General features: G+C 71.9%; 29 protein-coding genes. 14 read left to right on the top strand and 15 right to left on the bottom strand.

All coding sequences use genetic code 11. The features are described from left to right. Window positions 1-8 precede the first annotated feature (8 nt). A complete protein-coding gene (locus ABZ911_RS19495) occupies window positions 9-938 on the bottom strand; it encodes a DUF4349 domain-containing protein (protein WP_358057115.1) in 930 nt (309 codons plus the stop codon). A gap of 199 nt (window positions 939-1,137) precedes the next feature. Here ABZ911_RS19495 and hemG point away from each other — a divergent pair, with 199 nt between their 5' ends. Both hemG and hemQ read left to right on the top strand, forming a co-directional pair. Next, a complete protein-coding gene (gene hemG / locus ABZ911_RS19490) occupies window positions 1,138-2,550 on the top strand; it encodes a protoporphyrinogen oxidase (protein ID WP_358057112.1) in 1,413 nt (470 codons plus the stop codon). 4 nt (window positions 2,551-2,554) lie between these two features. Then, complete coding sequence (gene hemQ / locus ABZ911_RS19485) at window positions 2,555-3,241, top strand: hydrogen peroxide-dependent heme synthase (protein WP_358057109.1); 687 nt, start codon at window positions 2,555-2,557, stop codon at window positions 3,239-3,241. Between the two features lie 12 nt (window positions 3,242-3,253). Here the strand turns inward: hemQ and ABZ911_RS19480 are convergent, their stop codons facing one another. Continuing rightward, window positions 3,254-3,922, bottom strand: coding sequence for an ATP-binding protein (locus ABZ911_RS19480; RefSeq protein ID WP_358057106.1), 669 nt, complete (start codon window positions 3,920-3,922; stop codon window positions 3,254-3,256). A 197-nt stretch (window positions 3,923-4,119) separates the two neighbouring features. Here ABZ911_RS19480 and ABZ911_RS19475 point away from each other — a divergent pair, with 197 nt between their 5' ends. Next, the gene (locus tag ABZ911_RS19475; protein ID WP_358057103.1) at window positions 4,120-4,770 is read left to right on the top strand and encodes a hypothetical protein; all 651 of its coding nucleotides are present in this window, start codon (window positions 4,120-4,122) and stop codon (window positions 4,768-4,770) included. A gap of 22 nt (window positions 4,771-4,792) precedes the next feature. Here the strand turns inward: ABZ911_RS19475 and ABZ911_RS19470 are convergent, their stop codons facing one another. From ABZ911_RS19470 to msrB, 3 genes are all read right to left on the bottom strand, one after another. Beyond that, window positions 4,793-5,818 carry a WD40 repeat domain-containing protein gene (locus tag ABZ911_RS19470; protein ID WP_358057100.1) on the bottom strand — a complete coding sequence of 342 codons (1,026 nt, stop codon included), beginning with the start codon at window positions 5,816-5,818 and terminating at the stop codon, window positions 4,793-4,795. A gap of 182 nt (window positions 5,819-6,000) precedes the next feature. Continuing rightward, window positions 6,001-6,414 carry a hypothetical protein gene (locus ABZ911_RS19465; RefSeq protein ID WP_358057097.1) on the bottom strand — a complete coding sequence of 138 codons (414 nt, stop codon included), beginning with the start codon at window positions 6,412-6,414 and terminating at the stop codon, window positions 6,001-6,003. A gap of 243 nt (window positions 6,415-6,657) precedes the next feature. Further along, window positions 6,658-7,059: a peptide-methionine (R)-S-oxide reductase MsrB gene (gene msrB, locus ABZ911_RS19460; protein WP_358057095.1), complete on the bottom strand. Its 402-nt coding sequence runs from the start codon at window positions 7,057-7,059 to the stop codon at window positions 6,658-6,660. Between the two features lie 315 nt (window positions 7,060-7,374). On the opposite strand from msrB, the gene ligD reads away from it, so the two are divergent. Next, the gene (gene ligD / locus ABZ911_RS19455; RefSeq protein WP_358057092.1) at window positions 7,375-8,394 is read left to right on the top strand and encodes a non-homologous end-joining DNA ligase; all 1,020 of its coding nucleotides are present in this window, start codon (window positions 7,375-7,377) and stop codon (window positions 8,392-8,394) included. Between the two features lie 51 nt (window positions 8,395-8,445). On the opposite strand, the gene ABZ911_RS19450 is transcribed toward ligD, so the two are convergent. From ABZ911_RS19450 to ABZ911_RS19440, 3 genes are all read right to left on the bottom strand, one after another. Continuing rightward, window positions 8,446-8,862, bottom strand: a complete 417-nt coding sequence (locus ABZ911_RS19450; protein ID WP_358057089.1) for a peptidase inhibitor family I36 protein — start codon at window positions 8,860-8,862, stop codon at window positions 8,446-8,448. A gap of 142 nt (window positions 8,863-9,004) precedes the next feature. Next, window positions 9,005-9,646, bottom strand: a complete 642-nt coding sequence (locus ABZ911_RS19445; RefSeq protein WP_358057086.1) for an epimerase — start codon at window positions 9,644-9,646, stop codon at window positions 9,005-9,007. A 9-nt stretch (window positions 9,647-9,655) separates the two neighbouring features. Further along, entirely contained in the window at window positions 9,656-10,504 is an 849-nt protein-coding gene (locus ABZ911_RS19440) for a tetratricopeptide repeat protein (RefSeq protein ID WP_358057083.1), read from the bottom strand. Between the two features lie 52 nt (window positions 10,505-10,556). Between ABZ911_RS19440 and pgeF the strand changes: the two genes are divergently transcribed. Further along, the gene (gene pgeF, locus ABZ911_RS19435) at window positions 10,557-11,267 is read left to right on the top strand and encodes a peptidoglycan editing factor PgeF (RefSeq protein ID WP_358057080.1); all 711 of its coding nucleotides are present in this window, start codon (window positions 10,557-10,559) and stop codon (window positions 11,265-11,267) included. A 91-nt stretch (window positions 11,268-11,358) separates the two neighbouring features. Here the strand turns inward: pgeF and ABZ911_RS19430 are convergent, their stop codons facing one another. From ABZ911_RS19430 to ABZ911_RS19420, 3 genes are read right to left on the bottom strand one after another with little or no spacing between them, the layout of a single operon-like run. Beyond that, entirely contained in the window at window positions 11,359-11,709 is a 351-nt protein-coding gene (locus ABZ911_RS19430; RefSeq protein ID WP_358057077.1) for a hypothetical protein, read from the bottom strand. A 26-nt stretch (window positions 11,710-11,735) separates the two neighbouring features. Then, window positions 11,736-12,836, bottom strand: a complete 1,101-nt coding sequence (locus ABZ911_RS19425; protein WP_358057606.1) for an ATP-dependent DNA ligase — start codon at window positions 12,834-12,836, stop codon at window positions 11,736-11,738. 22 nt (window positions 12,837-12,858) lie between these two features. Continuing rightward, a complete protein-coding gene (locus ABZ911_RS19420; RefSeq protein WP_358057074.1) occupies window positions 12,859-13,578 on the bottom strand; it encodes a pyrimidine reductase family protein in 720 nt (239 codons plus the stop codon). A 160-nt stretch (window positions 13,579-13,738) separates the two neighbouring features. Here ABZ911_RS19420 and ABZ911_RS19415 point away from each other — a divergent pair, with 160 nt between their 5' ends. After that, window positions 13,739-14,122, top strand: coding sequence for a hypothetical protein (locus ABZ911_RS19415; protein ID WP_358057071.1), 384 nt, complete (start codon window positions 13,739-13,741; stop codon window positions 14,120-14,122). Here the strand turns inward: ABZ911_RS19415 and glgX are convergent. Together glgX and ABZ911_RS19405 are read right to left on the bottom strand one after the other, a co-directional pair. Then, a complete protein-coding gene (gene glgX / locus ABZ911_RS19410; RefSeq protein WP_358057068.1) occupies window positions 14,119-16,263 on the bottom strand; it encodes a glycogen debranching protein GlgX in 2,145 nt (714 codons plus the stop codon). The genes ABZ911_RS19415 and glgX overlap by 4 nt on opposite strands. A gap of 63 nt (window positions 16,264-16,326) precedes the next feature. Further along, window positions 16,327-16,755: an OsmC family peroxiredoxin gene (locus tag ABZ911_RS19405; RefSeq protein WP_358057065.1), complete on the bottom strand. Its 429-nt coding sequence runs from the start codon at window positions 16,753-16,755 to the stop codon at window positions 16,327-16,329. Window positions 16,756-16,892: 137 nt separating this feature from the next. Between ABZ911_RS19405 and ABZ911_RS19400 the strand changes: the two genes are divergently transcribed. Then, on the top strand, window positions 16,893-17,399 hold the full coding sequence (locus ABZ911_RS19400) for a sigma-70 family RNA polymerase sigma factor (protein ID WP_358057063.1): 507 nt from the start codon (window positions 16,893-16,895) through the stop codon (window positions 17,397-17,399). After that, window positions 17,392-18,429: a hypothetical protein gene (locus ABZ911_RS19395; protein WP_358057060.1), complete on the top strand. Its 1,038-nt coding sequence runs from the start codon at window positions 17,392-17,394 to the stop codon at window positions 18,427-18,429. Before ABZ911_RS19400 ends, ABZ911_RS19395 begins: the two co-directional genes overlap by 8 nt. Before the next feature lie 33 nt (window positions 18,430-18,462). On the opposite strand, the gene ABZ911_RS19390 is transcribed toward ABZ911_RS19395, so the two are convergent. Then, window positions 18,463-19,014, bottom strand: coding sequence for a hypothetical protein (locus tag ABZ911_RS19390; RefSeq protein ID WP_358057057.1), 552 nt, complete (start codon window positions 19,012-19,014; stop codon window positions 18,463-18,465). A 106-nt stretch (window positions 19,015-19,120) separates the two neighbouring features. On the opposite strand from ABZ911_RS19390, the gene ABZ911_RS19385 reads away from it, so the two are divergent. The 3 genes from ABZ911_RS19385 to ABZ911_RS19375 all read left to right on the top strand — a co-directional run bounded on the left by ABZ911_RS19385 (window position 19,121) and on the right by ABZ911_RS19375 (window position 21,157). Further along, entirely contained in the window at window positions 19,121-19,654 is a 534-nt protein-coding gene (locus ABZ911_RS19385; protein ID WP_358057054.1) for a hypothetical protein, read from the top strand. A gap of 61 nt (window positions 19,655-19,715) precedes the next feature. Next, a complete protein-coding gene (locus tag ABZ911_RS19380) occupies window positions 19,716-20,267 on the top strand; it encodes a sigma-70 family RNA polymerase sigma factor (protein WP_358057051.1) in 552 nt (183 codons plus the stop codon). Further along, a complete protein-coding gene (locus ABZ911_RS19375) occupies window positions 20,267-21,157 on the top strand; it encodes a maleylpyruvate isomerase family mycothiol-dependent enzyme (RefSeq protein WP_358057048.1) in 891 nt (296 codons plus the stop codon). Before ABZ911_RS19380 ends, ABZ911_RS19375 begins: the two co-directional genes overlap by 1 nt. Here ABZ911_RS19375 and ABZ911_RS19370 read toward each other — a convergent pair. After that, window positions 21,146-22,498 (bottom strand): ankyrin repeat domain-containing protein, encoded by a 1,353-nt coding sequence (locus ABZ911_RS19370; protein WP_358057045.1) that lies wholly within the window; start codon window positions 22,496-22,498, stop codon window positions 21,146-21,148. The genes ABZ911_RS19375 and ABZ911_RS19370 overlap by 12 nt on opposite strands. Window positions 22,499-22,663: 165 nt before the next feature. Between ABZ911_RS19370 and ABZ911_RS19365 the strand changes: the two genes are divergently transcribed. The 3 genes from ABZ911_RS19365 (at window position 22,664) to ABZ911_RS19355 (ending at window position 24,740) form a co-directional block, all read left to right on the top strand. Further along, the gene (locus tag ABZ911_RS19365) at window positions 22,664-23,398 is read left to right on the top strand and encodes a DUF1707 domain-containing protein (RefSeq protein WP_358057042.1); all 735 of its coding nucleotides are present in this window, start codon (window positions 22,664-22,666) and stop codon (window positions 23,396-23,398) included. Between the two features lie 206 nt (window positions 23,399-23,604). Next, window positions 23,605-24,111 (top strand): SigE family RNA polymerase sigma factor, encoded by a 507-nt coding sequence (locus tag ABZ911_RS19360; RefSeq protein WP_358057039.1) that lies wholly within the window; start codon window positions 23,605-23,607, stop codon window positions 24,109-24,111. After that, a complete protein-coding gene (locus ABZ911_RS19355; RefSeq protein ID WP_358057036.1) occupies window positions 24,108-24,740 on the top strand; it encodes a hypothetical protein in 633 nt (210 codons plus the stop codon). Before ABZ911_RS19360 ends, ABZ911_RS19355 begins: the two co-directional genes overlap by 4 nt. Window positions 24,741-24,809: the final 69 nt, after the last annotated feature.

The following is a 24,809-nucleotide window of genomic DNA, read 5'->3' as shown; positions in this document are numbered from 1 at the left end:
CCCGCGTGTCACTGGGCGCGGGTCGCGCCTGACGGCTCGTCGTCGTCAGCGGGGCGCGACGAGGCTTCACCCGGGTGGTGCGGCGGCAGGTCGGAGCCCGTGGCGAAGTACGGCGCGGGACCGGGGCGGGGGCGGTTGGCGCGGCGGCGCCGTACCAGGGCGAGGGCCAGGAACGTCAGCGGGACGATCACGATCAGCCAGGGGAGCAGGACGCCGACCACGGTCAGGACGACCTTGACGAAGGACACCAGGCCGTCCCAGCCCGACTTCAGGCCGCCGAGGAAGCCGGCCGGCTCGTCCTCGGGCTCGACCACCAGGGCGGCAGGGCCGACCAGGCGCAGCGTAAGCGTCCCCATCGCGACCTGCGAGGTCAGCGACTTCTGCCTGGCCTGCAGCGACTCCAGCTCGGCCTCGCGCGCGGAGATCTCCCGCTCGACCTGCAGCACCTGGCCGATGGTGTCGGCCCGCTTCAGCAGCGTGCGCAGCGAGGCCAGCGCCTGCTCCGACGACTTCAGCCTGCTCTCCACGTCGGCCACCTGCTCGGTGACGTCGGTGGTGTTCTGCTGGAGCGTCTCGCGCTTGCCGAGGTCCTTGGCGAGCTTGTTCAGCACCTCCTGGTAGCGGGCCGGAGGGATCTTGAAGACCAGCGTGGCGGAGCCGTCGCCGCTGTCGTAGGAGTTGGACTCCTCGCTGGCCAGATGGCCACCGGCGCCGGCGACGAGCTGCTTGGCCTGGTCGGAGGCGGTGCTCACATCCTTTGCTCGGACGGTCATCTCGGCCACGTAGACGATCGAGCGCTGCTCCGGCGTGATCTTCACCTGCTCGGCGGTCTTGCCGTCGTTCCGCTGCATCGCAGAGCTGGCGGCGTCCTGCATGGGGCCTTCCGCTGCGGGGGCCACGGGGGCGGCGCCGCCGCCCCTGCTCAGCGTCTGGCTCATCTCACCCCCGCCACAACCCGACAGGAGGAGGGCAGCACACGCCGCCGTGAGTGCAACGCCGTACCGGAGACTCTTCATGCCCTGTACGACGGGTGTGGGTTCAGGTCGGTTTGATCTGAGGTGTCTCGAAGGCGTCACGTTCCGTCTTCCGGGTGGTCACGATGAAGGGCGGACACCCGAGGCGGTAGCGTCTTGAGACGTGGACGGGAATCGACGGCATGTAGTGATCGTCGGGGGCGGGATCTCAGGCCTCGCCGCCGCGTGGTTTCTCCGCCAGAGCGCGGGCGAACGACTTCGGGTGACCGTGCTGGAGGGCGCCTCCCGCATCGGCGGCAAGCTGATCGCCTCCGAGATAGCGGGCGTCAGCGTGGACGAGGGCGCCGAGGCGATGCTGGCCAGGCGGCCCGAGGGCAAGGACCTGGCGACCCAGGTGGGGCTGGCCGACGACCTGGTGGCGCCGGGCCCGACCGGTGGAGCGGTCTACACCAGGGGAGCGCTGCGGCCGATGCCGAAGGGGCAGGTCATGGGCGTGCCCGCGGACCTCGCCGAACTGGCCAGATCGGGCATCGTCTCGCCGGGCGGGCTCCTGCGGGTGCCGCTGGACCAGGTGCTGCCGGCCACGCTGGTCCGCACGGACGTGTCCGTCGCCGCCTACATCCGCGCCAGGATGGGCGCCGAGGTGGTCGAGCGCCTGGTCGAGCCGCTGCTCGGCGGCGTGTACGCGGGCCGCTCCGACATGCTGTCGCTGGAGGCGACCATGCCGAGGATCGCCGCGGTGGCACGTTCCGAGCGCTCGCTGCTGTCGGCGGCCAGGGAGATCGTGGCCGACACGCCCAAGAACGCGGGCCCGGTCTTCACCACGCTGCGCGGCGGCCTCGGCACGCTGCCCGAGGCGGTCGCCAAGGCCTCCGGCGCGGACGTCAGGACCGGCGTGACCGTGCGCGAGCTGCACCGCACGCCCGAGGGCTGGCGGCTGGTGACGGGGCCGGTGCCCCGGCCGGAGGTCATCGACGCGGACGCCGTGATCGTCGCCGCGCCGGGCCCCGCCGCCGCCAGGCTGCTCGCGGACGAGGTGCCCAAGGCCGCCGCCGAACTGGCCAGGATCGACTACGCCAGCATGGCGATCATCACCCTCGCCTTCCCGCGCACCGCCTTCCCGGAGATCCCCACCGGCAGCGGCTACCTGGTCCCGCCGGTGGACGGGCGCCCGATCAAGGGCTCGACGTTCACCTCGATCAAGTGGCCGCACGTGGCCCGGTCCGCGCCCGACCTCATCGTGCTGCGCTACTCGATCGGCCGGATCGGCGAAGAGCACCTGCTGCACCGCGAGGACGGCGAGCTGGTCTCGCTGGCGATGGCCGAGGCGAGCGAGGTGCTGGGCGTGCGCGGGCTGCCGCGCGACAGCCGGGTCAGCCGCTGGGGCGGCGGTCTGCCGCAGTACAACGTCGGCCACCTCGACCGGGTGGCCCGCGTCCGCGCGGCCGTGGCCGTCGAGCCGAGCCTCGCCGTCTGCGGCGCGGCCTACGACGGCCTCGGCGTCCCCGCCTGCGTGTCCACCGCCCGTACGGCGGCGGCCCGGATTCTGGACCACCTGTCCCTCGGAGGAGAATGAGGCCATGAGCTTGAAGGCACGCGATCTGAACCAGGTCATCCGTTACACCATGTGGTCGGTGTTCAAGACCACCGAGCAGAGCCCCGGCAACCGGGAAGGCATGGCCGACGAGGTCAACGAACTGCTTGAGCAGATGGCCGAGAAGGACGTGGTGACCCGCGGCTGCTACGACGTGGCCGGATTCAGGGCCGACGCCGACTACATGTTCTGGTGGCACGCGCCCACCGCGGAGGACCTGCAGGAGGTCTACTCCCGCTTCCGGCGCACCACCCTCGGACGGCTCAGCCAGCCGGTCTGGTCGGCGATGGCGCTGCACCGGCCGGCCGAGTTCAACAAGTCGCACATCCCGGCGTTCCTGGCCGAGGAGGAGCCGCGCGGCTACGTCAGCGTCTACCCGTTCGTGCGCTCGCTGGAGTGGTATCTCCTCGACGACGCCGACCGGCGCAGGATGCTGGCCGAGCACGGCAAGATGGCCCGTGAGTACCCGGACGTGCGGGCCAACACGGTCGCCTGCTTCTCGCTGAACGACTACGAGTGGATGCTCGCCTTCGAGGCCGACGAACTGCACCGCATCGTCGACCTGATGCGTACGCTGCGCGGCGCCGAAGCGCGGCGGCACACCCGTGAGGAGACCCCGTTCTTCACCGGCGTCCGCAAGCCGATCGGCGACCTCATCGCCACGCTGCCCTAGCCGGGCGTCCCGTCAGAGGGCTGTTCTGACCAGCGGGATGGACGCGGCGATCGTGGTGCCCTTGGCGCCGGTGTCGATGGTGAACGCCCCGTCGAGCCTGGTCACCCGCTCGCGCATGGACGACAGGCCGGTGCCCGGCACCGCGCGGGCGGGCAGGCCGCGGCCGTTGTCGCTGACCGTCACCGCGAGGGCGTCCCCGCTGCGGCGCAGCCGTACCGAGCAGCTGCGTGGGGTCGCGTGCCTGGCCGCGTTGGCCAGCGCCTCGCGCACCGTCCAGTAGGCGGCGGTCTCGACCTCGGGGTCGAGGCCGCCGGTGTCGTCGGCCTCGACGTCCACCTCGACGCCGCTGGACGACAGCGCCGTCGTGGCCTCCCGGACCGCCCCCGTCAGGCCCAGCCGGTCCAGCTCCGGCGGTCGCAGGCCGCGTACGACGGCCTGCGCGCCCGCCGCCGTCTCACTGAGCTGGCCCCTAATCTCCCCGACGAGGGCGAGCGCCGCCTCGTGCTCCCCGGCGCGCAGCATGCGCGCCACGGCGTCGAGCGCGAACCCCATCCCGGTCAGCGCCAGGCCGAGACTGTCGTGCAGGTCCTGGCCGAGGCGCCGCCGCTCCTCGCGCCTGGCCGCCTCGACCAGCGCACCCAGCACGCACTGCAGGGCGTAGACGTTCCACCCCAGCACCATCAGACCCCCTCGGACTGGTTCGGACCGGATGCCCTATTCAGCCATGCCCGCCTTCCCAAGGGCATGGGACCAGCGCCCTGATCTTCTCGGGACCATTCCGGATCGGTGATGTACCGGTCCTGATCCGTCCGCGTTTGCCATAATCAGCGGAAATCCCTGTCCTAGCGAGGCAACGGGTGGACGAAGGCGGCGGCCAGGTGCGATCCAGACGGGCGGGACGGCGGCGCAGGCCGAGGCGGCGGGGCTGGGCGCTGGAGGCGTCGGCCGTGGTGGCGGCGCTGGCGGTCGCGGGCTTGGTGGTGGCGGGCAGCACGCTCGCGGACGAGCCGTCGCGGACGCCGGGCGGGGTGGTGATCCAGCTGGTGCCCCCGGCCGGGGCGCCGGTCCCGGGTGGGCGGGACGCCGGCGAACCGGTCCCGGACGTCCGGCCTCCGGTCGCGCAGGACGCGGGCGGGCACCTCGCGGCCGGACAGGGCGGGCCACCACCAGTGCAGCCGGGCGCCGGTGAGCAGGGTGTGCGGGCGAAGTCCGAGCACACCGACGAGAGGGCTGCCGCGTATTTCACCGAGCGGTGGGGCAACAGCGACAAGGCGGCCAAGAGACTGAAGGACATCCGGACTGTGGGTGGCTATCTCAGGATCTACACGGATCTGCCGGAGTCGGCGGACAACTCGTCGCAGGCCATCACCCTGTGCGAGCGCGGCCTGGAGTACCTCAGGGAGCGGGGCGTCGCCGTCCCGGTCGTGTTCGTCCAGGCGAAGTTCGGCGAGAACGGCAACCCCGTCCTCGCCAACATCCTCGGCCCGGACGACGACAGCTGCAAGGTGACCCACCCGGAGCCCGGCTGAGCCAAGCCTGGCTTCTCCGCGCTCAGCAGGCGGCGCCCTCGGCGGGCTTCCTGTCCCGGCAGCCGGGTCTCCCCTGGCCCGGCATCGCCGTGTCCCGGAGGCGCAGGGTGCCGTCGGCGCTGCCGCTGGCCAGGGTGTGGCCGTCGGGGCTGAAGGCCACGGACTTGACGGGGCCGGTGTGGTGGGTGAAGGCGACACCGACCCTGCGGTCGGTGGTCATGTCCCAGAGGCGCACGGTGCCGTCACCGGTACGGTCCCCGCTGCCGCTGGCCAGGGTGCGGCCGTCGGGGCTGAAGGCCAGGGCGTTCACGGGGCCGATGTGGCCGGTGAAGAAGGAGCCGATCCGGCGGCCGGTGGTGTCCCAGAGGCGGATGATCCGGTCTTGGCTGCCGCTGGCCAGGGTGCGTCTGTCGGGGCTGAAGGCCAGCGAGTTCACCGGGCCGCTGTTGGTGGAGGCGGCGATCTGGCGGTTGGTGAGGGTGTCCCAGAGCCGGATGGTGCGGTCGGTGCCGCCGCTGGCCAGGATACGGCCGTCGGGGCTGAAGGCCACCGAGTTCACGGGGCCGGTGTGGCCGGTGAGGGTGACGCGGGGGCGGCGGGTGAGGGTGTCCCAGAGCCGGATGCCGCCGTCGGTGCCGCCGCTGGCCAGGATGCGGCCGTCGGGGCTGAAGGCCAGTGAGCTCACCGGGCCGCTGTTGGTGGAGGCGGCGATCTGGCGGTTGGTGAGCGTGTCCCAGAGCCGGATGGTGCGGTCCGCGCTGCCGCTGGCCAGCGTGTGGCGGAGGGGGCTGTACGCCACGGAGTTCACGGGGCCGGTGTGGCCGGTGAGGGTGACGCGGGGGCGGCGGGTGAGCGTGTCCCAGAGCCGGATGCCGCCGTCGGTGCTGCCGCTGGCCAGGGTGCGGCCGTCGGGGCTGAACGCCACCGAGTTCACGGGGCCGGTGCGGCGGGGCGAGAGCGCCACCGTGGCACTCTCGTGAGCGAAACGGATGGCGACGACCCCGAGGACCGTGGCCGCGACCAGCAGCCCGGACAAGACGGCGGACACGTTCTGCGTCCTTCGCGGAGGACGCTCCACAGCCCGTTCGGCGTCACGGGGAGGAGGGCAGGCACCCAAGAGCGCGGCGCGGTAGCGGTGCGGCAGACCGCGGCCCGGACAACCCCGGGGATCTCCTGGGGAGGCGTCGGTGAGCGACTCCCAGTACCGGCGCCGCAGAGAGGACTGCGTTCTCACTCGACCGCCCCCTGCTTCTGCCGTTGCCTCGCGGGCGGGACCACCGGGGCGTCCGCGGCGGGCCGCGCCGGGCTTTCGCCGCGCGCCAGGGCGTCATGGACGGTACGGCCCGACCCCAGATGGCGTAGCAGCGCGGGACCGGCGGCGCCCACCGCGATCGCCGCCATCGGGCCGTCGATCTGATCGTGCATGAGCACGCCGGCCGCGGCGCCCAGCAGCAGCCGGGTGACCGCGACCAGCGTGTCCGCCTGCGGGTCGATGTACTGCGACAGTGAGGGCAGGACGCGTTTCCTGCCCACCCGGGCGATGTGCCGGGCACGCTGCCATGAGGTCAGATGCCCCCAGAGGGTGATGACCTCGACGACCAGCCCGCCGGTGGCGCCCAGCATCACCACTTGCTGCCATTGCACGATCCATCCCGCCTTCTGGACGGCGCGGACGCCACCCACCGACACCACGACAGGCGCGACGGCCGGCGTCGACGTATCGTTCGCCTGAATCGGACGCGGAGCCCGGCGGCGAGCGCGGACACAACGCGCGACCGGCCGGGTGCTCCGTGTGAGCGCCTATCGTGCCATCTCCGAGGGCGCCGAAGTGCGGGATTTCCCGTCGGTTGACGCTCTGCGGGGTCTGTACGGCCGAGACCAGGGGGCCTACTTGGCGGGTTCGAGCCTCAGGGAGACCGAGTTGATGCAGTAGCGGTCGTCGGTGGGCGTGGCGTAGCCCTCGCCGTGGAAGACGTGGCCCAGATGGCTGTCACAGGTCGCGCACCGGACCTCCGTACGGAGCATGCCGTGGGCGCGGTCCTCGATCAGCACCACCGCGTCGGAGTCCCGCGCCTCGTAGAAGCTGGGCCAGCCGCAGTGGGACTCGAACTTGGAGTCGGATCGGAACAGCTCGGCCCCGCACGCGCGGCAGGAGTAGACACCCTCGGTCTTGGTGTCGACGTACTCCCCGGTGTAGGGGCGCTCGGTGCCGGCCTCCCTGAGCACGTGGAACTCCTCGGGAGACAGCTGTACGCGCCACTCGGCGTCGCTCTTGACCACCTTGTCCATGCTCCCAGCCTAACCAGGCAGGTCAAAGAAGATATCCACCCGTCGAGCATCCCTTCTGGTGAAATATGCGTCTTTATGGTTATGGGGGGTGACATCGCCTTCCAGAGGGTGAGATCACCTGCCAGGTCGCAGTGGCGGCACAGCCAACGCCCGTGCTGGAGCCGTCGGCGACCTGTCATGGCCGGCCGGGTGGCGCGCCAGCGCCCGACCGGCGAGATCGGCGGGTGGTCGTCGGGGTGTCCTGTCGAGCCCGCCCGGTCCCGCCGCCGTGGCCGCTCCGGGACACCCCCGCCTATCCCCGGGTAGGTTCGCCTCATGGCATCGCCGTACATAGAGCTTGAGGTCGGGGGGCGGACCGTGAAGGTCACCAATCCCGACAAGATCTACTTTCCGGAGATCGGCGCCACCAAGCGGGCGCTGGTGGAGTACTACGTGAGCGTCGGCGAGGGGGCACTGCGCGCGCTCAAGGATCGGCCCACCTACCTCAAACGGCACCCGGATGGGGTGCAGACCGAGGCGATCTACCAGAAACGGATGCCCGCCAAGCGGCCCGACTGGCTGGAGACCGTCACGATCCGCTTCCCCAGCGGGCGCAGCGCCGACGCGCTCAAGGTGACCGAGGTGGCCGCTATCGCCTACTGCGCCAACCTCGCCACCATCGACTTCCACCCGTGGCCGGTCCGCGCGGGCGACGTCGAGCACCCGGACGAGCTGCGCATCGACATCGACCCGCAGCCCGGCACCGGCTTCGACGAGGCGCGCAAGGTCGCCTTCGAGGCCAGGGCCGTCCTGGAGGAGCTGGGCATGATCGGCTTCCCCAAGACCTCCGGCAGCCGCGGCATCCACATCAACGTCCGCATCGCGCCCCAGTGGGACTTCACCCAGGTACGGCACGCCGCCATCGCCTTCGCCCGGGAGATCGAACGCCGGGCGCCCGCGCTGGCCACCACCAACTGGTGGAAGGAGGAACGCGGCGAGAAGGTCTTCATCGACTACAACCAGAACGCCCGCGACCGCACCGTGGCCAGCGCCTACTCCGTGCGGGCCAAGCCGCACGCGCCCGTCTCCACCCCGCTGACCTGGGAGGAGCTGGTCGACGCCGACCCGGCCGACTTCGACATCCGTACCGTGCCCGCGCGCTTCGCCAAACTGGGCGATGTGCACGCGGCCATCGACGACCGCGCGTTCTCCCTCGAGACACTCCTGGAGTGGTACGACCGGGACGAACGGGGGGACATGCCGTACCCGCCGAACTACCCGAAGATGCCGGGCGAGCCGATGAGGGTCCAGCCCAGCAAGGCCAGGGCTGTGAGTGAGGAAGACGGGCCGGGCTGAACCTGTGAAGCCCGCCGCCCTGGAGGGGGCGGCGGGCCGGGGGCGTTAGGGTCAATCCTCTTCGTCGGCGCACGCGTAGAAGGCGAAGTCGGCCTTCTTGGCGGCGTCGGCGTCGAGCGCGACCTGGTTCTCCTTCTCCTTCGTCCCCTTGTCGTCGACCGGGATGATGTCGAGGATGTCGGGCTGTCCCGCGCCGGCCAGCGCGTCGAACAGGTAGAGCGGCTGGCCCGACTTGTTCCAGGCGGAGACGGTGTTGTTGGCGACGCCGGCGGGCAGGAAGGTCAGGCCGCAGTCGAGCGTGGTCCGCACGCCCTGGCCCTTGGCCTTCTCGTACAGGCAGGCCGACCCGTTGGCGCAGGACTTCCACGGCGGCGCGCTGGACGCCTCAGCCGCGGCGGCCGTACCCGCCATCGAGAAGAGCAGAGCGGCCGAGGCCGCCACCCCCGCTGTCTTTCGGATGCTCCACATGTCGTTCTCCCCTTGTCAGTGGCTGCGTTGAGCATCCGGCAACGGGAGAGAACGGGCATGAGTACCCCCCTACCCAGATCAGCCCGAGCGCGCGTCTCATGCCGCCGACGGTGAACGCCGGGGTGGCGACGCGGCCGCCAGGCTACGGCCGGACCTCGTTGATGTCCTTCGGCCCCAGCACGCGGCGCGGCCACCCGCGCCTGGCCACCCCGAGCATCGCCCTGCCGATCTGCTCGGTCGTGGTCACCTGGGCCGGGAACAGCCGCCGCAGCAGCGGGTAGAGCGGGGCGACGACGACATAGGCCAGCCGGTACCACCTGGTCCTGGAGGTGATGCCGTGCAGCGGCTGGATGTAGCCGGGCCGGAACATGTACGCCTGGAAGGGCAGGGCGAGCAGCGCGTTCTCGGTGCGGCCCTTCACCCGGGCCCACATGCTCCTGCCCCGCTCGTCGGTGCCCGCGCCGGAGACGTAGACGAACGTCAGCTTCTCCTGCCCGGCCAGCCGCCCGGCGACCGACAGCGTCAGGTCGTGGGTGACCCGCCGGTAGTCCTGCTCGCTCATGCCCACCGACGACACGCCCAGGCAGAAGAAGCAGGCGTCGAAGCCGTCCAGGGCGGGCAGGTCGAACAGGTCGGGGCGGAGCAGCTCGCGCAGCTTGGCGTGCCGTACCCCCGTGGCGGTACGGCCCACGGCCAGCACGGACTCGACCTCGGGGTCCAGCAGGCACTCGCGCAGGACCCCCTGTCCCACCATGCCGGTGGCGCCGAACAGGATGACCTTCATGCCCGCATGTTACGGCTCAAGGTCGAGTGCCCTGGTGAAGTCGGCCACCGCCTCCTCATGGCGGTCGAGGGTCTGCAGCACCCCACCGCGCACCTGGTAGGCCCAGGCGTACCCGGGGGCGGCCTCGACGGCCCGGTCGAGGTCGGCCATGGCCTCCTCGAAGCGTTCGAGGTCGGCGAGGGTCGCGCCGCGGCTGGCGAGGGCGCTGGCGTTGTCCGGCGCGAGCTGCACGGCGGAGGTGAGGTCGGCGAGCGCCTCCTCGTCCCGGTCCAGCATCCGCAGGGTGTCGCCGCGGCCGGTGAGCGCCCGCACGCTGCCGGGCTCGACGCGCAACGCCTGGGTGAAGTCGTCGAGCGCCTCGGTGTACAGGTCCATGCGGTAGTACAGGTCGCCCCGGCGCGACCAGGAGCGGGCGGACTCGCCGTCCAGCTCGATGAGCTTGGTGAGGTCGGTCAGCGACTCGTCCCAGCGGCCGAGGTCGGCCAGCAGCCCCGCCCTGGAGTCGAGGATCCAGTGCTCGCCGGGGGCCAGCGTCAGCGCGTGCTCGAAGTCGGCCAGCGCCTCCTCGGGACGATCGAGCGCGGCGTACACCTGGCCGCGCGAGCCGATCGAGAACGCGCTGTCCGGTTCGAGCTTGAGCGCCTCGTCGAAGTCGCTGAGCGCCGCGTCGTAGCGGTCGTTCAGGCGGTGGCACTCGCCGCGCATCCGCCAGGCCCTGGCCATGCCGGGCACGAGGGTGATCGCCTCGGTCAGGTCGGCGATGGCGGCGTCGTTGCGGTCGAGGTTGAAGTACGACTCGGCCCTGCTGTAGAGGACGTTCGCGCGGCCCCGCGCGGCTTCGTCGGCATCCGCGTTCATCTAACCGATCATATCCGGATGATCGTCGCGGGCAGCGGCCTAAAATCGAGGCATGCTTCTCGCCGACCGTGTACACGCCGTCGTGACCGATCGCCACGGTGGCGTGAGCGCGCCGCCGTACGGCTCGCGCAACCTCGGCGGGCTCGTCGGCGACGACCCGGCGGCCGTGCGGGAGAACCGGCGGCTGACGGCCGCCGAGCTGGGCGTGCGGGACATCGTGTTCATGCGCCAGGTGCACGGCGCCGACGTCGCTCGTGTCAGCGGGCCGTTCGGCGACGACCCGCCGCCGCTCGACGCCGTCTTCACCACCGAGCCGGGGCTGGCGCTGGCGGCGCTCGGGGCCGACTGCCCGGCGGTGCTGGTGGCCGATCCCGTCGCCCGGATGGTCGGCGCGGCGCACTCGGGGCGGCCGGGCACCGAGGCGGGGGTGGCGACGGCGCTGGTCGAGGCGATGGCGGCCGAGGGCGCCCGTCCGGCGCGGATGGTGGCGCTGGTCGGGCCGGGGGCGTGCGGGCGCTGCTACGAGGTGCCGGCCGAGCTGCGCGAGCGGGTGGCAGGCCGGGTGCCGGAGACCTGGTCGCGGACCTCCTGGGACACCCCCGCGCTCGACCTGCGCGCCGGTATCGACGCCCAGCTCCGCGCGGCCGGGGTCGGCGAGGTACGCCATGACGCCCGCTGCACCATCGAGTCGGCGGAACTCTACTCCCACCGCAGGGAGCAGCGAGCCGGCCGCTTCGCGGGCCTCATCTGGCTCGCCCCCTGACCGGCGCGGTCGCAGAACCGGCGCGCTTCAGAAGCGGCGGGCTTCAGAAGCGGCGGGCTTCAGGACCGGCACGGCTTCAGGGCGGCGGGGTTCAGGAGCGGCGGCGGCCCAGGGTGAAGGCGGCGTTGAGCGCCACGATGCCCAGCCACACGATGAGGAACATCTCCATCGGGGACTTGCTCTCCGCCATGGCGATCGTGGCGCCCGTGCCCATCACCAGGGACACGATCGCCAGCGCCAGGCGCTGCCCGTCGGCGACCTTGTCGTTGGTGACCTGCCGCATCGACGGGGCGGCGGCGGCCAGGCGCTCGTCCACCCGCCGGTCGACCTCCTGGCCCATCTTGTCGAGGAACGACTCGACGATGGCGTCCTCGAAGTCCGGGCCCAGGTCGCGGCGCGCGGAAACGGCCGCCTTCAGCTCGTCACCGGTAGAACTGCTCATGAGACGAGATATAACGCATTTCTTCGCTATCGGGCAAGGATGTCATCAAGGTTGTACGAAATCGGTCGTTCCAACTGCTCGTAGGTGCACGACCGCGGAGTACGGTCGGGCCGCCAGCGCCGAAAGTGCGCGGTGTGCCGGAAGCGGTCGCCCTCCATGCTGTCGTAGGCCACCTCGATCACCAGCTCCGGCCTGAGCGGGATGAACGACAGGTCCTTCTTGGCGTTCCACCGCGAGATCGCCCCCGGCACCCGCTGCCCGCCCGTCGCGGGCCCCGCCGCGGGCTGGCCGACGGTGGCGGCGGCCTGCTCGGCCCAGTGCCCCCACGGGTGCTCGCCCAGCTCGGCGAGGTACGGCTTGAGCTCCTCGACCAGCTCGGCCCTGCGCGCCATCGGGAACGAGGCCGCCACCCCGACATGGTGCAGCCGCCCGTCGTCGCCGTAGAGCCCGAGCAGCAGCGAGCCCACGATCGGCCCGCTCTTGTGCTCGCGGTAGCCCGCGATCACCACGTCGGCGGTGCGCTCGTGCTTGACCTTGAACATCGTCCGCTTGTCCGGCACGTACGGCTGGTCGCCGGGCTTGACGATGATGCCGTCGAGCCCCGCCCCCTCGAACATCTCGAACCAGTCGGCGGCCTGCCCGTCGCTGGTGGAGATCGGGGTCAGCCTGATCGACCGGCCGGCCGCGCCGAAGATGGACTCCAGTCGCGTCCTGCGCTCGGCGAACGGGGTCTCCATCAGCGACTCGTCGCCCAGCGCCAGCAGGTCGAAGGCGACGAACGAGGCCGGGGTCTGCTCGGCCAGCATCCGCACCCGCGACGCCGCCGGGTGGATGCGCTGCTGCAGCGCCTCGAAGTCGAGCTCCTGCCCCTTGCGCAGGACGATCTCACCGTCGACCACGCACCGCTCGGGCAGCTCGGCCTTGACCGCCTCGACCAGCTCGGGGAAGTAGCGGGTGAACGGCCGCTCGTTGCGGCTGCCCAGGAAGACCTGGTCGCCGTCCCGGAAGATGATGCAGCGGAACCCGTCCCACTTCGGCTCGTAGAACAGCGTGCCGTCCTGCGCGGGCATGCCCTTGACCGCCTTGGCCAGCATCGGCGCCACCGGCGGCAGGACCGGAAGCCTCATCTCGACGGGTTCGTCCATGTCGTCACTCCCTCACGTAGCTGCAGAACAGGGCGCCGTCCTCCTCCAGCACCTGCCGGAGGGTCAGGTTCACCTGGCAGGTCTCGCCGTTGAGCACGCGGGCCGCGTCGCCGCCGATCAGCAGGGGGCTGACGCTCAGGCACAGCTCGTCGATGAGGCCCGCCGCCGCGAGCTGGCCGTTGACCTTCGGCCCGCCCTCGCACAGGATCCGCGTCAGCCCGCGGTCGTGCAGCTCGCGCACCGCCCGCTCCAGGTCGACCCGGTCGTCACCGGCCACGATCACCTCGGCCAGCGCGGCGGCCTCGGCGCGCCGGTCGGCGGGCGCCGCGGCGCAGGTGATGACGATCGGGCGGGCGTCCGGCCGGGCCTCGGTGAACAGCGGGCGGGACAGGTCGAGGTCGAGGCGGCGGGTCAGGACGGCGACCGGCGGGGCGGCGGGGCGCCCGGCGCGCAGGCCGCGCCACGACTCGCGGGGCTTGGCCGGGCCGTACCCCTCGGCTCTGACGGTGGCGGCGCCCGCGAGGATCACGTCGCTCAGCCCGCGCAGCACTCCGAAGATCCGCCGGTCGCCCTTGCTGGACAGGCCGGCGGACAGGCCCTTCAGCCAGGCGCCGCCGTCGGCGCTGGAGACCATGTTGAGGCGCAGCCAGGGCCGGTCGGGCGGGTAGGCGTAGGCCTGTTCGATGTCTGGATTGTCTTCGATGTCGGGATGGATGCGACGCACTCCTCTACCTTGGCACACGCCACCGACAGGCCGGCTCGGCGGGCGATTTCGTAGGACGGATAGCACTTTGGTGTATCCGGTGACGTGCGTCGGCTCTTGTGCATAGCGTGGCGGCAGGGATCGGGGACTTCGAGGAGGCCCAGTGGGTCTGGTCACTGTCGTGACATGGTTGATCACCGCGATGGTCGGCATCTACCTGCTCTACCTGTGGCTGTCGGGTGGCGGGATGCGGCAGCAGGCGGCGAAGGTCACGCGCTTCCCCGCCGCGCTGATCTTCTCCCACCCCATGCTCGCGCTCTCCGCGCTGGCCTGCTGGATCGTGCACCTGGTCACCGGGTCGCGGGTGATGGCGTGGGTGGCGTTCGCCGTGCTGGCGACGTCGGCGCTGCTCGGGTTCACGATGTTCACCCGGTGGCTGGGCGCGGGCCGGCACGCCAAGGGGGCCGAGAAGCGCTTCCCGCTGATCGCGGTCGTGCTGCACGGCCTGGCGGGGGTGACCACGTTCGTGCTGGTGCTGCTGGCGGCGGCGGTGGCGATCGGTTAGCGGGTGCCGTCGTACGGGCCGGACGACAGCGGGTGACGCATCACCTGGACGCTGCGGGCCGTCACCGTCACCCGCGCCCCCGGCCGCCGGTCCTCGTCCGCGGGCGCCTCCGGCCGGGGGGAGTCATCGGCGGTGTCCAGCACCGTCGTCCACCTGCTGCCGAACTCCGCCCCCGGCAGGGTGAACGTCATGTCCTCGTGATGGGCGTTGATCAGCAGCAGGAAGGAGTCGTCCACGATCCGCTCCCCGCGCGGGCCGGGCTCGGTGATGGCCTCGCCGTTCAGGTAGACGCCCATCGACTTGGCGTACCCGGTGTGCCAGTCGCCCGCCGTCATCTCCTTCCCTGTGGGCGTCAGCCACACCAGGTCGCGCCGGCCGTCCTCGGGCGAGCGCCCGTGGAAGAACCGGCGCCGCTGGAAGACCGGGTGAGCCCGGCGCAGGTCGGACAGCGCGCGGACGAACTCCAGCAGGTCGGCCTCGGTGTGCAGGAGCGACCAGTCGACCCACGCGATCTCGTTGTCCTGGCAGTAGGCGTTGTTGTTGCCCCGCTGGGTGCGCCCGATCTCGTCGCCGTGGGAGAGCATCGGCACCCCCTGTGACAGGAACAGCGTGGTCAGGAAGTTGCGCCGCTGCCGCTGCCGCAGCCGGACGATCGCGGGGTCCTCGACCGGGCCCTCGGCGCCGCTGTTCCAGGACCGGTTGTCGTCGGTGCCGTCGCGGTTGTCCTCGCCGTTGGCCTGGTTGTGCTTGCGGTCGTAGGAGACCAGGTCGGTGAGGGTGAACCCGTCGTGACAGGTGACGAAGTTGATGGAGGCCACCGGACGGCGCCCGGAGGAGGCGTACAGGTCGGCGGACCCGGCCAGCCGGGAGGCGAACTCGGGCATCGCCGACCCCGTCCCGCGCCAGAAGTCCCGGACCACGTCCCGGTACTTCCCGTTCCACTCCGTCCACAGCGGCGGGAAGTTGCCCACCTGGTACCCGCCCGGACCCACGTCCCACGGCTCCGCGATCAGCTTAACCTGCGAGATCACCGGATCCTGCTGGATCAGGTCGAAGAACGCCGACAGCCGGTCCACGTCGTGCAGCTCACGGGCCAGCGCCGAGGCCAGGTCGAACCTGAACCCGTCGACGTGCATCTCCAGCACCCAGTAGCGCAACGAGTCCATGATGAGCTGCAGCGCGTGCGGCGACCGCACGTTCAGCGAGTTGCCGCACCCCGTGTAGTCGAGGTAGTAGCGCCGGTCCCCGTCGTGCAGCCGGTAGTAGGCGGCGTTGTCGATGCCGCGGAAGCCCAGCGTGGGCCCCATGTGATCGCCCTCGGCGGTGTGGTTGTACACCACGTCGAGGATCACCTCGATGCCCGCCTCGTGCAGCGCCCGCACCATGGCCTTGAACTCCAGCACCTGCTCCCCGCGCTGCCCCGCGCTGGAGTAGGGCCCGTGCGGGGCCAGGTAGGCCATCGTGTTGTAGCCCCAGTAGTTGGTCAGCCCCCGCGCCACCAGGAAGTGCTCGGGCACGAAGTGGTGCACCGGCATCAGCTCGACCGCCGTGACCCCCAGCGACAGCAGGTGATCGATGATCGCGGGATGCCCGACCCCCGCGTAGGTGCCGCGCTGCTCCCGAGGCACCGCCGGGTGCCGCATGGTGAGCCCGCGCACATGCGCCTCGTAGATGACGGTCTGGTGGTACGGCGTGTGCGGCCGCCGGTCGGTCCCCCAGTCGAAGAACGGATTGATCACCACGCTCTTCGGCATGTACGGCGCGCTGTCCACCGTGTTGACCTTGCCCGGATCGGTGAAGTGGTACGGAAAGACCGCCTCGTTCCACCGCAGCTCACCCTCGATCGCCTTGGCGTACGGATCGAGCAGCAGCTTCGCCGGATTGCACCGATGCCCGGTCGACGGCCGATGGGGGCCGTGGACGCGGAAGCCGTACCGCTGACCTGGGGCGATTCCCGGCAGGTAGCCGTGCCAGACGAAGCCGTCGACCTCGGGCAGATCGACCCGCTCCTCGGAGCCGTCGTCGTGGAACAGGCACAGCTCGACGCGCTCGGCGACCTCGGAGAACACCGAGAAGTTGGTGCCCACCCCGTCCCAGGTGCCGCCGAGTGGATAGGGCTCGCCCGGCCATATCTCTCGCATGTGGCCCCATTCTCGCATGGAAGAGGCCCCGCCGCCGGGCGGGCGGCGAGGCCGTTTCACCTGCTAGGCCAGCAGTTCGGCGTTGAGCGTGATGGTGGTGCCGGCCAGGGCCTTGCTCACCGGGCAGTTGGCCTTGGCGGTCTCGGCCGCCTGCTGGAACTGCTCGGCGGTGATGCCGGGCACCTGAGCCTTCACGCTGAGGACGATGCCGGTGATGCCCTCGCCCGGCTGGAACGTCACGTCCGCCGTCGTCTCCACCGTCTGCGGCGGCGTGCCCGCGCCGGCCAGGCCGTGCGAGAGCGCCATCGAGAAGCAGGAGGAGTGGGCCGCGGCGATGAGCTCCTCAGGGGAGGTCTTGCCGTTCGGGGCCTCGGCACGTGACGGCCACGAGACGTCGAAGGTGCCGACCCTCGAGGATTCGAGCTTCACGGAACCGGAACCGTCGAGCAGTGCGCCCTTCCACTGCGTGGTCGCGGTGCGGGTCGTCGCCATGGCGGATATCCCTTCAATCGCTTGCTGTTCAGCTCCGAACATATCGCGCATACCTCATGGCTACCTTCCGTGACAGGGGTGAACGGGCGTGTAATCAGTGGCGGCCGTGCGGACTTCCATGCCTTGGGAGGGCCTTGGTGACCGACGACGACGACAAGCGGCTGGTGACACTGTTCCACGCGTTCTGCGGGCAGGTCGCCGCCTACGCCGCGCGCCGCGTGCCGGCGGCGATGGTGGAGGACGTCGTGTCCAGGACCTTCGAGACGGCCTGGCGCAAGGTGGACGCCATCCCGGAGTCCGACGACCAGGCGCTCTTCTGGCTGTACGGCGTGGCCTGGGGCCACGTCCGCAACGGCCTGCGCACCGAACTGCGCGGCGGCCGGCTGCTCGGCCGGATGAAGGGGGTACGGCAGAGCTCCGCCGTACCCGACCCGGCGGGCGAGGTCGCCGACCGGGTCACCTTCGAGGAGTTGATGGCCAGGCTGCCCGCGCGGGACCGCGAGGTGCTGCGCCTGCACTACTGGGAGGAGCTGACCGTGGGCGAGGTCGCCGAGGTGCTGCGGTGCAAGCCGAACGCGGCCGCGGTGCGGCTGCACCGAGCCCGCAGGCGGCTGGAGGAGATCGTGAGGACCTGTGATGTCTGAGCGCGAGGACCGGCTCGGGGCCCTGATCGCCGGGCACAACCCGGTGCCGGGAGACGCCGCCGGGGCCCTGCTCACCGCGCACGCGCGGGAGGCGATCCTGGCCCGCCTGCGGTGCGGGCGGGCGCCGCGGTGGCGGCGGTTCGGCTTCCCCGCGCTCGCGGCGTCCCTCGCGCTCGCGGGCTGCCTGCTCGCCGTCGTGGTGCTGCGCGACGGCGCGGGCGGGCCGCCGGGCTCGGTGCTGGCGATGGTGGAGCGCAACTACCGCACGATGAGCGCGTCCTCGCGCGGCGGGCTGCGCGCGGCGGCCTTCGCCCCGGCGGGGGAGCGGCTGCTGCGGCTGGCGGAGGCGGCCGAGCGGCAGCCGCCGTGGACCCGCGAGCCCGGCCTGCCGTACAGCCATCTGGTCATCGAGGAGTGGAGCACCGAGGCGACGATCGGCGCGGCGGCGGCCGACGCGGTGATCGTGCCGAGGATCGTCGAGATGTGGATGCCGGTGAGCGGCACCGGGGTGTACCGCAGGGACGAGCGGCCCGGCGAACCGCACCTGGAGGGGTTCGCGGGGGTGCGGCCGGTGTGGCCCGCCTCGCCCGCGCCCGCGCGGGACCGGGTGCAGCCGGTGCGGGCGTCGATGGGGCCGTGGGCGGCGCGCCTGTCCAGGACGCCCGCGACGCTGCGCGACCAGCTCGCCGAGGGCCAGGATCCCGGGCGCCCGCCGACCGCCCGGCTGCTGCAGGCCGTCCTCGACCTGCACGCGCGCGAGGCCGTCGAGCCGGGCCTCGCCGCCGCGCTGTGGCGGGTGCTGGCCGAGCGCCCCGACCTGTACGACCTGGGGGCGGTGGCCGACCGGCTCGGGCGGGCGGGCCGCGCGATCGGATTCGACGACGGCCCACCGCGAATGCGGATTATTGTCATCAGTCCTGAAACGGGTCGCCTTATCGCCGCCGAAGATATTTCCCTTTCCACGCCCAAAGGACCGGCGACCGTGGGTTATCAGACATTTATCAGCCAGGAATGGGCGGCGGCGTGGTGAGTGCCGGGCGCGGACCGGCACTCACCGGGAAGATCAGGCGCAGCTTCCGCGTGCCGCCGTCTTCAGGCAGATGAGCGGCCAGTAACCGACGGGGTTCGTGCCGTCGAGGGTGTCGGGGTCCATCGAGCCGGTGCGGTAGGCCTTGGCCACGCCGGACCTGGTCTTCTTGATCAGCAGATCGCCGGGGTGGTCGTTCTCCAGCGAGCCGAAGGCGCGGATGGCGAGCGGGTCGGCCCGGAGATTGATCCACTTGTTCTTGATGTCGTATCTGCGCAGGTCACCCTCGGTGTTCGGCCGGGTCCACAGACAGGCGAAGCGGCGGTTGCTGCCCGCGATCTGGCAGGCGGAGAACGAGCGCAACCGGAGGCACGAGTCGGGCCTGAAGGTGATGAGCAGGGCGCCGCGGTCGTAGGCGACGGTGTCGGGGCCGACCCGCCGGCCGCCGGGATGGCTCTCAAGCTGGCGGGCGATGGCCAGCTCGGTGTCGATCAGGCACTGGTCGTGGTCGGCCACGGCCGCCCCCGCAGGGACGGCCGGCCAGCCCGCGCCGAACAGCACGAGTGCGACGGTCAGTCTGATTCTCACGCATTCTCCTGACTATTGAATTCCAGAACCGGGAGCAGGGTAGCTGTAATGCCATTTCCGCTGCCGGACTTCTGACATTCACAGGGCCCAGAAGGAGGCACGACCAATGACGACCCATTGCGGTGAATTGGAACAGGTCATCAACCGCCTCTGGGACCCGGACACGGGCCTGCCCGGCACCGAGGTCGCCACCGCCGCGCGCGACCTCGCCGACCTCGAGCCCGAACTCGCGGTACGGCTCGCCGCCAGCATCGACGAGCTGTGGCTGGCCGAGCGGAGCATCGGCTACGTGTGCCGGAGCAGGCGCGGCGCCGTCGCCCGGGTCCTGGTGCTCGGCCAGGGCATGCCGCGCTCCGCCTCGCCCGCCCGGCACCTGGTGGCCCACGCGCTGTGCGACCTCGACGCGCTGGACGAGACCCCGCAGTGGCGCGCCATCGCGCGGCTCTGCCCGACCAGGCCAGGCGGGCTGCCGTGGTCGGTGGTCGCCCGTGACTGGTGGGCCGAGTCGTTCGCCCGCCGCGACGCGGGCCCCTTGGCCGAGTTGCTCGGGGGCGACCGGAAGCTGGTGGAGATCGTCATGGACTACCACCGGCAGGTCGTCCGGGATTACGTCATCCGACTCAACTTTTCCGGCGAATAATGACATGCTCGGGTCGCGGCGCCCCTGCCGCCTTGGTCCGGATCACGGGAGCGTGGTGCCAGTGGCGGCACCGAACGACGATCGCCTGCTGCACCAGCGGGTGGTCGGCGGCGACGAGTCCGCACTCGGGGAGATCTACGATCGGCTCTCCTCACTGATCTTCGGCCTCTCGGTCCGGGTCACCAGGGACCGGGTGATCGCCGAGGACATCACCCAGGAGGTGTTCCTGATCTTCTGGGAGCGCCCCCTCGCCTACGACCCGGACCGGGGCTCGCTGCGCGCCTGGCTGGCCACCATCGCGCACCGCAGGGCCGTCGACCACGTGCGCGCCGAGGAACGCCGCCGCGTGTCCGTGCTGGCCCCCCGGCTCTTCGAGCCGGCGCCGCCCCGGCTGGAGGACACGGTGCTGGACGCCGACGAGGCCGACCGGGTGCGACGGGCCGTACGGCGGCTGCCCGAGGCGCTGCGGGCGGCGGTCGAGCTGGCCTACTACGGTGGCAGGACCTACCGGCAGGTCGGCGAGGAGCTCGGCGTGCCCGAGGGCACGGCCAAGTCGCGGATCAGGACGGCGCTGCGCCGCCTGGCCGAGGACCTGGCGGAACAGGAGGCGTGATGGACCCGGTCGGACGGCTGTACCTCGACGCCGTGGCGGAGGACTCCCCGGTGCCCGAGCGCTCCCTGCGGCCCCAACTGCTGGCGGGGGCCAGGGCCAGGCGCAGGCCCGCGGCGGCGACCGTGAGCTGGGCCGCGCCGTACGCGGGGCGGGTGGCCGCGCTGGACGCGCTGCTCGCCTCCGCCGTCGACGACGACTGGTCGCGGGTGATCGTCGAAGGCGGGACGCTGCAGGAGCTCGTCGCGCATCTGGCCGCCAAGGACGGGCTGGTGGCCGCGGCGGTGGGCGCGCCCGTGCTCGGGCCGCCGATCGGGGCCGGTGACGCGCTCGGCCGTACCGCCGAGATGCAGGCGCACGAGCGGGCCCGCAGCCCCGAGCAGACCCGGCGCGACTGGCGGGCGCAGGCCGACGCGCTCTGCCGCCACGTGGCCGGCGCCGACCCGGACCGGATCGTGAGCGCGGGCGGGCCCGCCGCGCCGGTCCGCGACCAGGTGCTGGCCAGGGGACTGGAGACCTGGGTGCACACCGACGACGCGGCCAGGATCGCGGGCCTGCGGCTGCCGCACCCCGTCCCCGAGCACGTGCACCCGACCGCCGACCTGTGCGCGCGGCTGCTGCCCTGGACCATGCTGCTGTCCGGCCTGGACGGGACCGGCCGCACGCTGCGGCTGACGCTGACCGGCGCCGGCGGCGGCGCCTGGGACGTGCCGCTCGGCGTCGAGGACCCGCCCGGCGGGCCGATCGACGCGTACGTCACGGCCGACGTGGTGGACTTCTGCTTCCTGCTGGGCGGTCGGGGCGAGCCCGGCACCGTCGCCGCCGAACTCGGCGGCGACGTCGGCCTGGCCGGGGACGTCCTCAGGTCCGCCCCGGCGCTGTCAGGTCCCTAGCTTGGTGGCGGCCTCGGTGACCAGGTCGCGGGCGTAGTCGTCGTCGCTCTCCGCCAGCACCCGCTTGACGCCCTGCTCGGCGCGCGGGTCGCCGCGCTCGGCCAGGCCGCGGGTGGCCTCGGCGACGGTGTTGAGGTCGCCGTCCTCGAGCCGCGCGGCCAGCGCGTCGCGGATCTGCGGCGTGTCGGCGTCGAGCTTGGCCAGCCCGGCCGTCGCCCAGTCGCGGACCTCCTCGTCCTCGTCCACGGTCATCGCGATCAGCAGCGCGAGCCCTTCGGCGTGCTCCGGCGGCAGCACGTCGGCCAGCGCGATGGCGTCGGTCATCGTGCGCATGTGCCCGGCCCGGCCGATGATGCCCAGCACCTCCGGCAGCGCCCGCCGGTCGCCCTGGTGGCCCAGCCCGGCCAGCACCGACCGCAGCACCTGCGGGTTGCCCTCGGTCGTCGCCATCCGGCGCAGCAGCGGCAGCGTCCGCTCCAGGTACGGCTTGGCCCCCTCGTCGAACCCGAACTGGGAGATCGCGTCCACGCCGAACTCCCGCTCCCGGGCGTCCTCGCTCACGCACAGCTTGGCCAGCGCGTCGTAGGTCTCCTCGTCGCCCCGCTTGCCCAGCGCGTCGGCGACGATCCACCACGTCTCGGCGTCCTCGTCGGTGTCGCGGTGCGCGATCGCCCGCGCGACGAGCTGCTCCACCGGCGTGAACGCGCCTGTGGCCTCCTCCAGCAGCGTGGCGACGGCCGCGTGCCCGCGCTGCGCCTGCACCTGCTCGCTCTCGCCCTCGGACGACTGACCGGCCACGGTGACCAGTTCGGTGCCGTCCTTGGCGAACTGGCGGCCCACGATGTAGTCCCAGCCGTCCTGCTCGATCTGGTCGAGCAGCGCGCTCTCCAGGTGCACGCCCACCCAGTCCACGGCGATGTCGAGCGGCGTGTCGCCGTCGCCGTCGTACTTCCTGGCGTCCGCGCCCGCCTCCAGCAGCACCCGGACCACGCCGAGCGCGCCCCGCCTGGTGGCCAGCGTCAGCGGCGTGTCGCCGTCGTCGTTGGGCGTGTCGACCTGCGCGCCCGCCTCGATCAGCGCCTCGGCGGTCTCGGCGTGCCCGTTGGCCGCTGCCCACAGCAGAGCGTGCCAGCCGCCGCTCTCCCTGCCGTTGACGTCGGCGCCGGCCGCCAGCAGCGCGCCGACGACGCCCACCCGGTCCCAGGCGGCCGCCGCGCAGAGCGGCAGGCCCTCGTCCTCGCCGGTGCTGATCGCGTTCGGGTCGGCGCCGCCGGCCAGCAGGTCGCTCACGGTCTCCAGGTCGCCGTTGAGTGCGGCACGGTAGAGCTGTTCCTCATGCATACAGGGGAGCTTAGGGGCACATGGGGCCGATCGCGGCGACCCGCACCGGCCTGCCGTACCTGGTGGCTTCGCTGATGACCTGGTACGGCTACAGCTTTCGGTCTATGACGTGATTCCTCCCTGCGAAGGAACATGAGTCGCCATGAAACGCGATATGTTGCGAGTATGACTGATCCGGGCGGGCTCCGGGCCTCGGACGCGGAGCGCGAGGCCGTCGTCGAGCACCTCAAGGTGGCGTCGGTGGAAGGCCGGCTCACCCTGACCGAGCTGACCGAGCGCACCGAGGCGGCCTACACCTCGGCCACGCACGCGCAGCTCCAGTTGCTGGTCGCCGACCTTCCCGCGGCGGGGACGGCATCCATGCCCGCGGCGCGATCGCAGCCCTCCGAGCGGAAGAGGCGCTGGTTCGTCGCCGTCCTGGGTGACTCCAAGAGGCGCGGCAAGTGGCAGATCGACGGGGAGCTCGGCGCGGTCGCGGTGATGGGCGACGTCGTGCTCGACCTGCGCGAGGCCGAGGTACGCGGCAACACCGTCGACATCGTGGCGACCGCCGTGATGGGCGACGTGAAGATCATCGTGCCGGACGGCGTCGACGTCGACCTCGAAGGCGTCGCCATCATGGGCGACAAGCGGGTCAACGTCCTGGAGGCGCCCCAGGGCATGGACGTGCCACGGATCAAGGTGAAGGCGTTCGTGCTGATGGGCGACGTCAAGATCATCGGCGACTCCCAGGCCAAGCCGATCAAGCGCGGGCTGTCGGCCTGGCGCGAGCAGTGGCGAGAACTGCTGACCGGCGAATCGGACCAGGGCCGCCTCAGCCCCTGGACGGGCATGCCCCGCGACTCCCACAACCCCTGGACGGGCCTGCCCCGCGACACCGGCCGCCGCCACGAGGACTGACCCGAACCCACCTCACGGCGAAATCGAGCCCGCACTCCCCGCCCCCTCACGGCGAAGGCTGAGCTCGGGCCCCTCGTTCACCTCACGGCGAATGCTCAACCCGCGACCGCCTCGCTCCCCTCACCGCGTCCGCGCTGATCCGTGCAACGCCCGGGGACCTTCGGGGCGTAGTAGTCCTTGACGCCGCCGAGCAGTGAGGACGACACATGCGGGACCGAGCCGACTTCGAGCGCTACGTCGAGCAGCGCTCGGCCCGCTTAGTCAGGACCGCCTACCTGCTCTGCCGAGACTGGGGGCAGGCCGAGGACCTGGTGCAGACCGCGCTCGCCAAAGCGTGGCTGGCCTGGCGCCGCGTCGGGGACAACCCCGATCCGTACGTCTACCGCATCCTCACCAACACCCACGCCTCCTGGTGGCGGCGGCGCTGGCGCGGCGAGGTGCCGACCGGGGAACTGCCCGAGCTGCCCGACCAGCGCGACCACGAGGGAGAGATCGGGGCCCGCGACGCCCTCCGCGCGGCTCTGATCGCCCTGCCCGCCCGGCAGCGCGGCGTCGTCGTGCTGCGCTACTTCGAGGACATGGCCGATCAGGAGATCGCCGCCGTCCTCGGCTGCTCGGCGGCGACCGTACGCAGCCAGGCCAGCCGCGCGCTGGCCAAGCTGCGGCTCGACCCCCAGGCCCAGGCCGCGATCAGGATGGAGAGCAGGCCATGACCATCACCGAACAGGATCTGCGCGAACTGCTGGAGCGCGACAGCGGGGACGGCCCCTACCGGGGTGTGGCCGTCGCCGGCGTCGAACGGCGGGCCAGGCGGATCAGGCGGCGCCGCGGGAGCGCCCTGGCCGCGGTCGCCGCGGCGGGAGCGGGCGCGGTCGCGATGATCGCGACGGCCCAGCCGCCGGTGGCGTACGACTGGGGCGGGGTGCTGGCGCGGGCCGCCCAGGTGGACGACATCGCGCGCGCGCTGATCGCCGCCGAGTACGAGCGCGGCGGGCGGACCGAGGAGGTGACCTTCAAAGCCTCGGGCGGCAGGTTCCTGCTCCACGCCATCTGCCCGGAGGGACGGCAGGTGACGGTGACGATCAACGGCAGGGAGATGTCCCCGCGCGCCTGTCTGCCCGGCGGCGTGGTGTGGTCCAACCCCAAGATGCTCCTGCGGGCCGGGAAGAACACCATGAGGGTGTCCTTGCAGGTCATTGGGGGCCCGGCGGAGGCGAAGCCGTACCCGGCGCGGTGGCAGGTCTCCGTCGCCGAGCGGGACGGGAAGGGCTGCGCGGTGACCGTCGTGCCGGGTGAGGGAAAGCAGGTGGTCGTCGGAAACGCCGACACGTGCGGCGGTTGAATCCTCAACAGCGTGCGCGCAGCGCGTTTGTTGCGTTACCCTCCGTGATTGTCCAAGCTGGGTTCGCTT

It is taken from the genome of Nonomuraea sp. NPDC046570, from assembly GCF_040645915.1.
Lineage (GTDB): Bacteria > Actinomycetota > Actinomycetes > Streptosporangiales > Streptosporangiaceae > Nonomuraea.
This window is presented reverse-complemented; position numbering and strand designations above follow the sequence as displayed.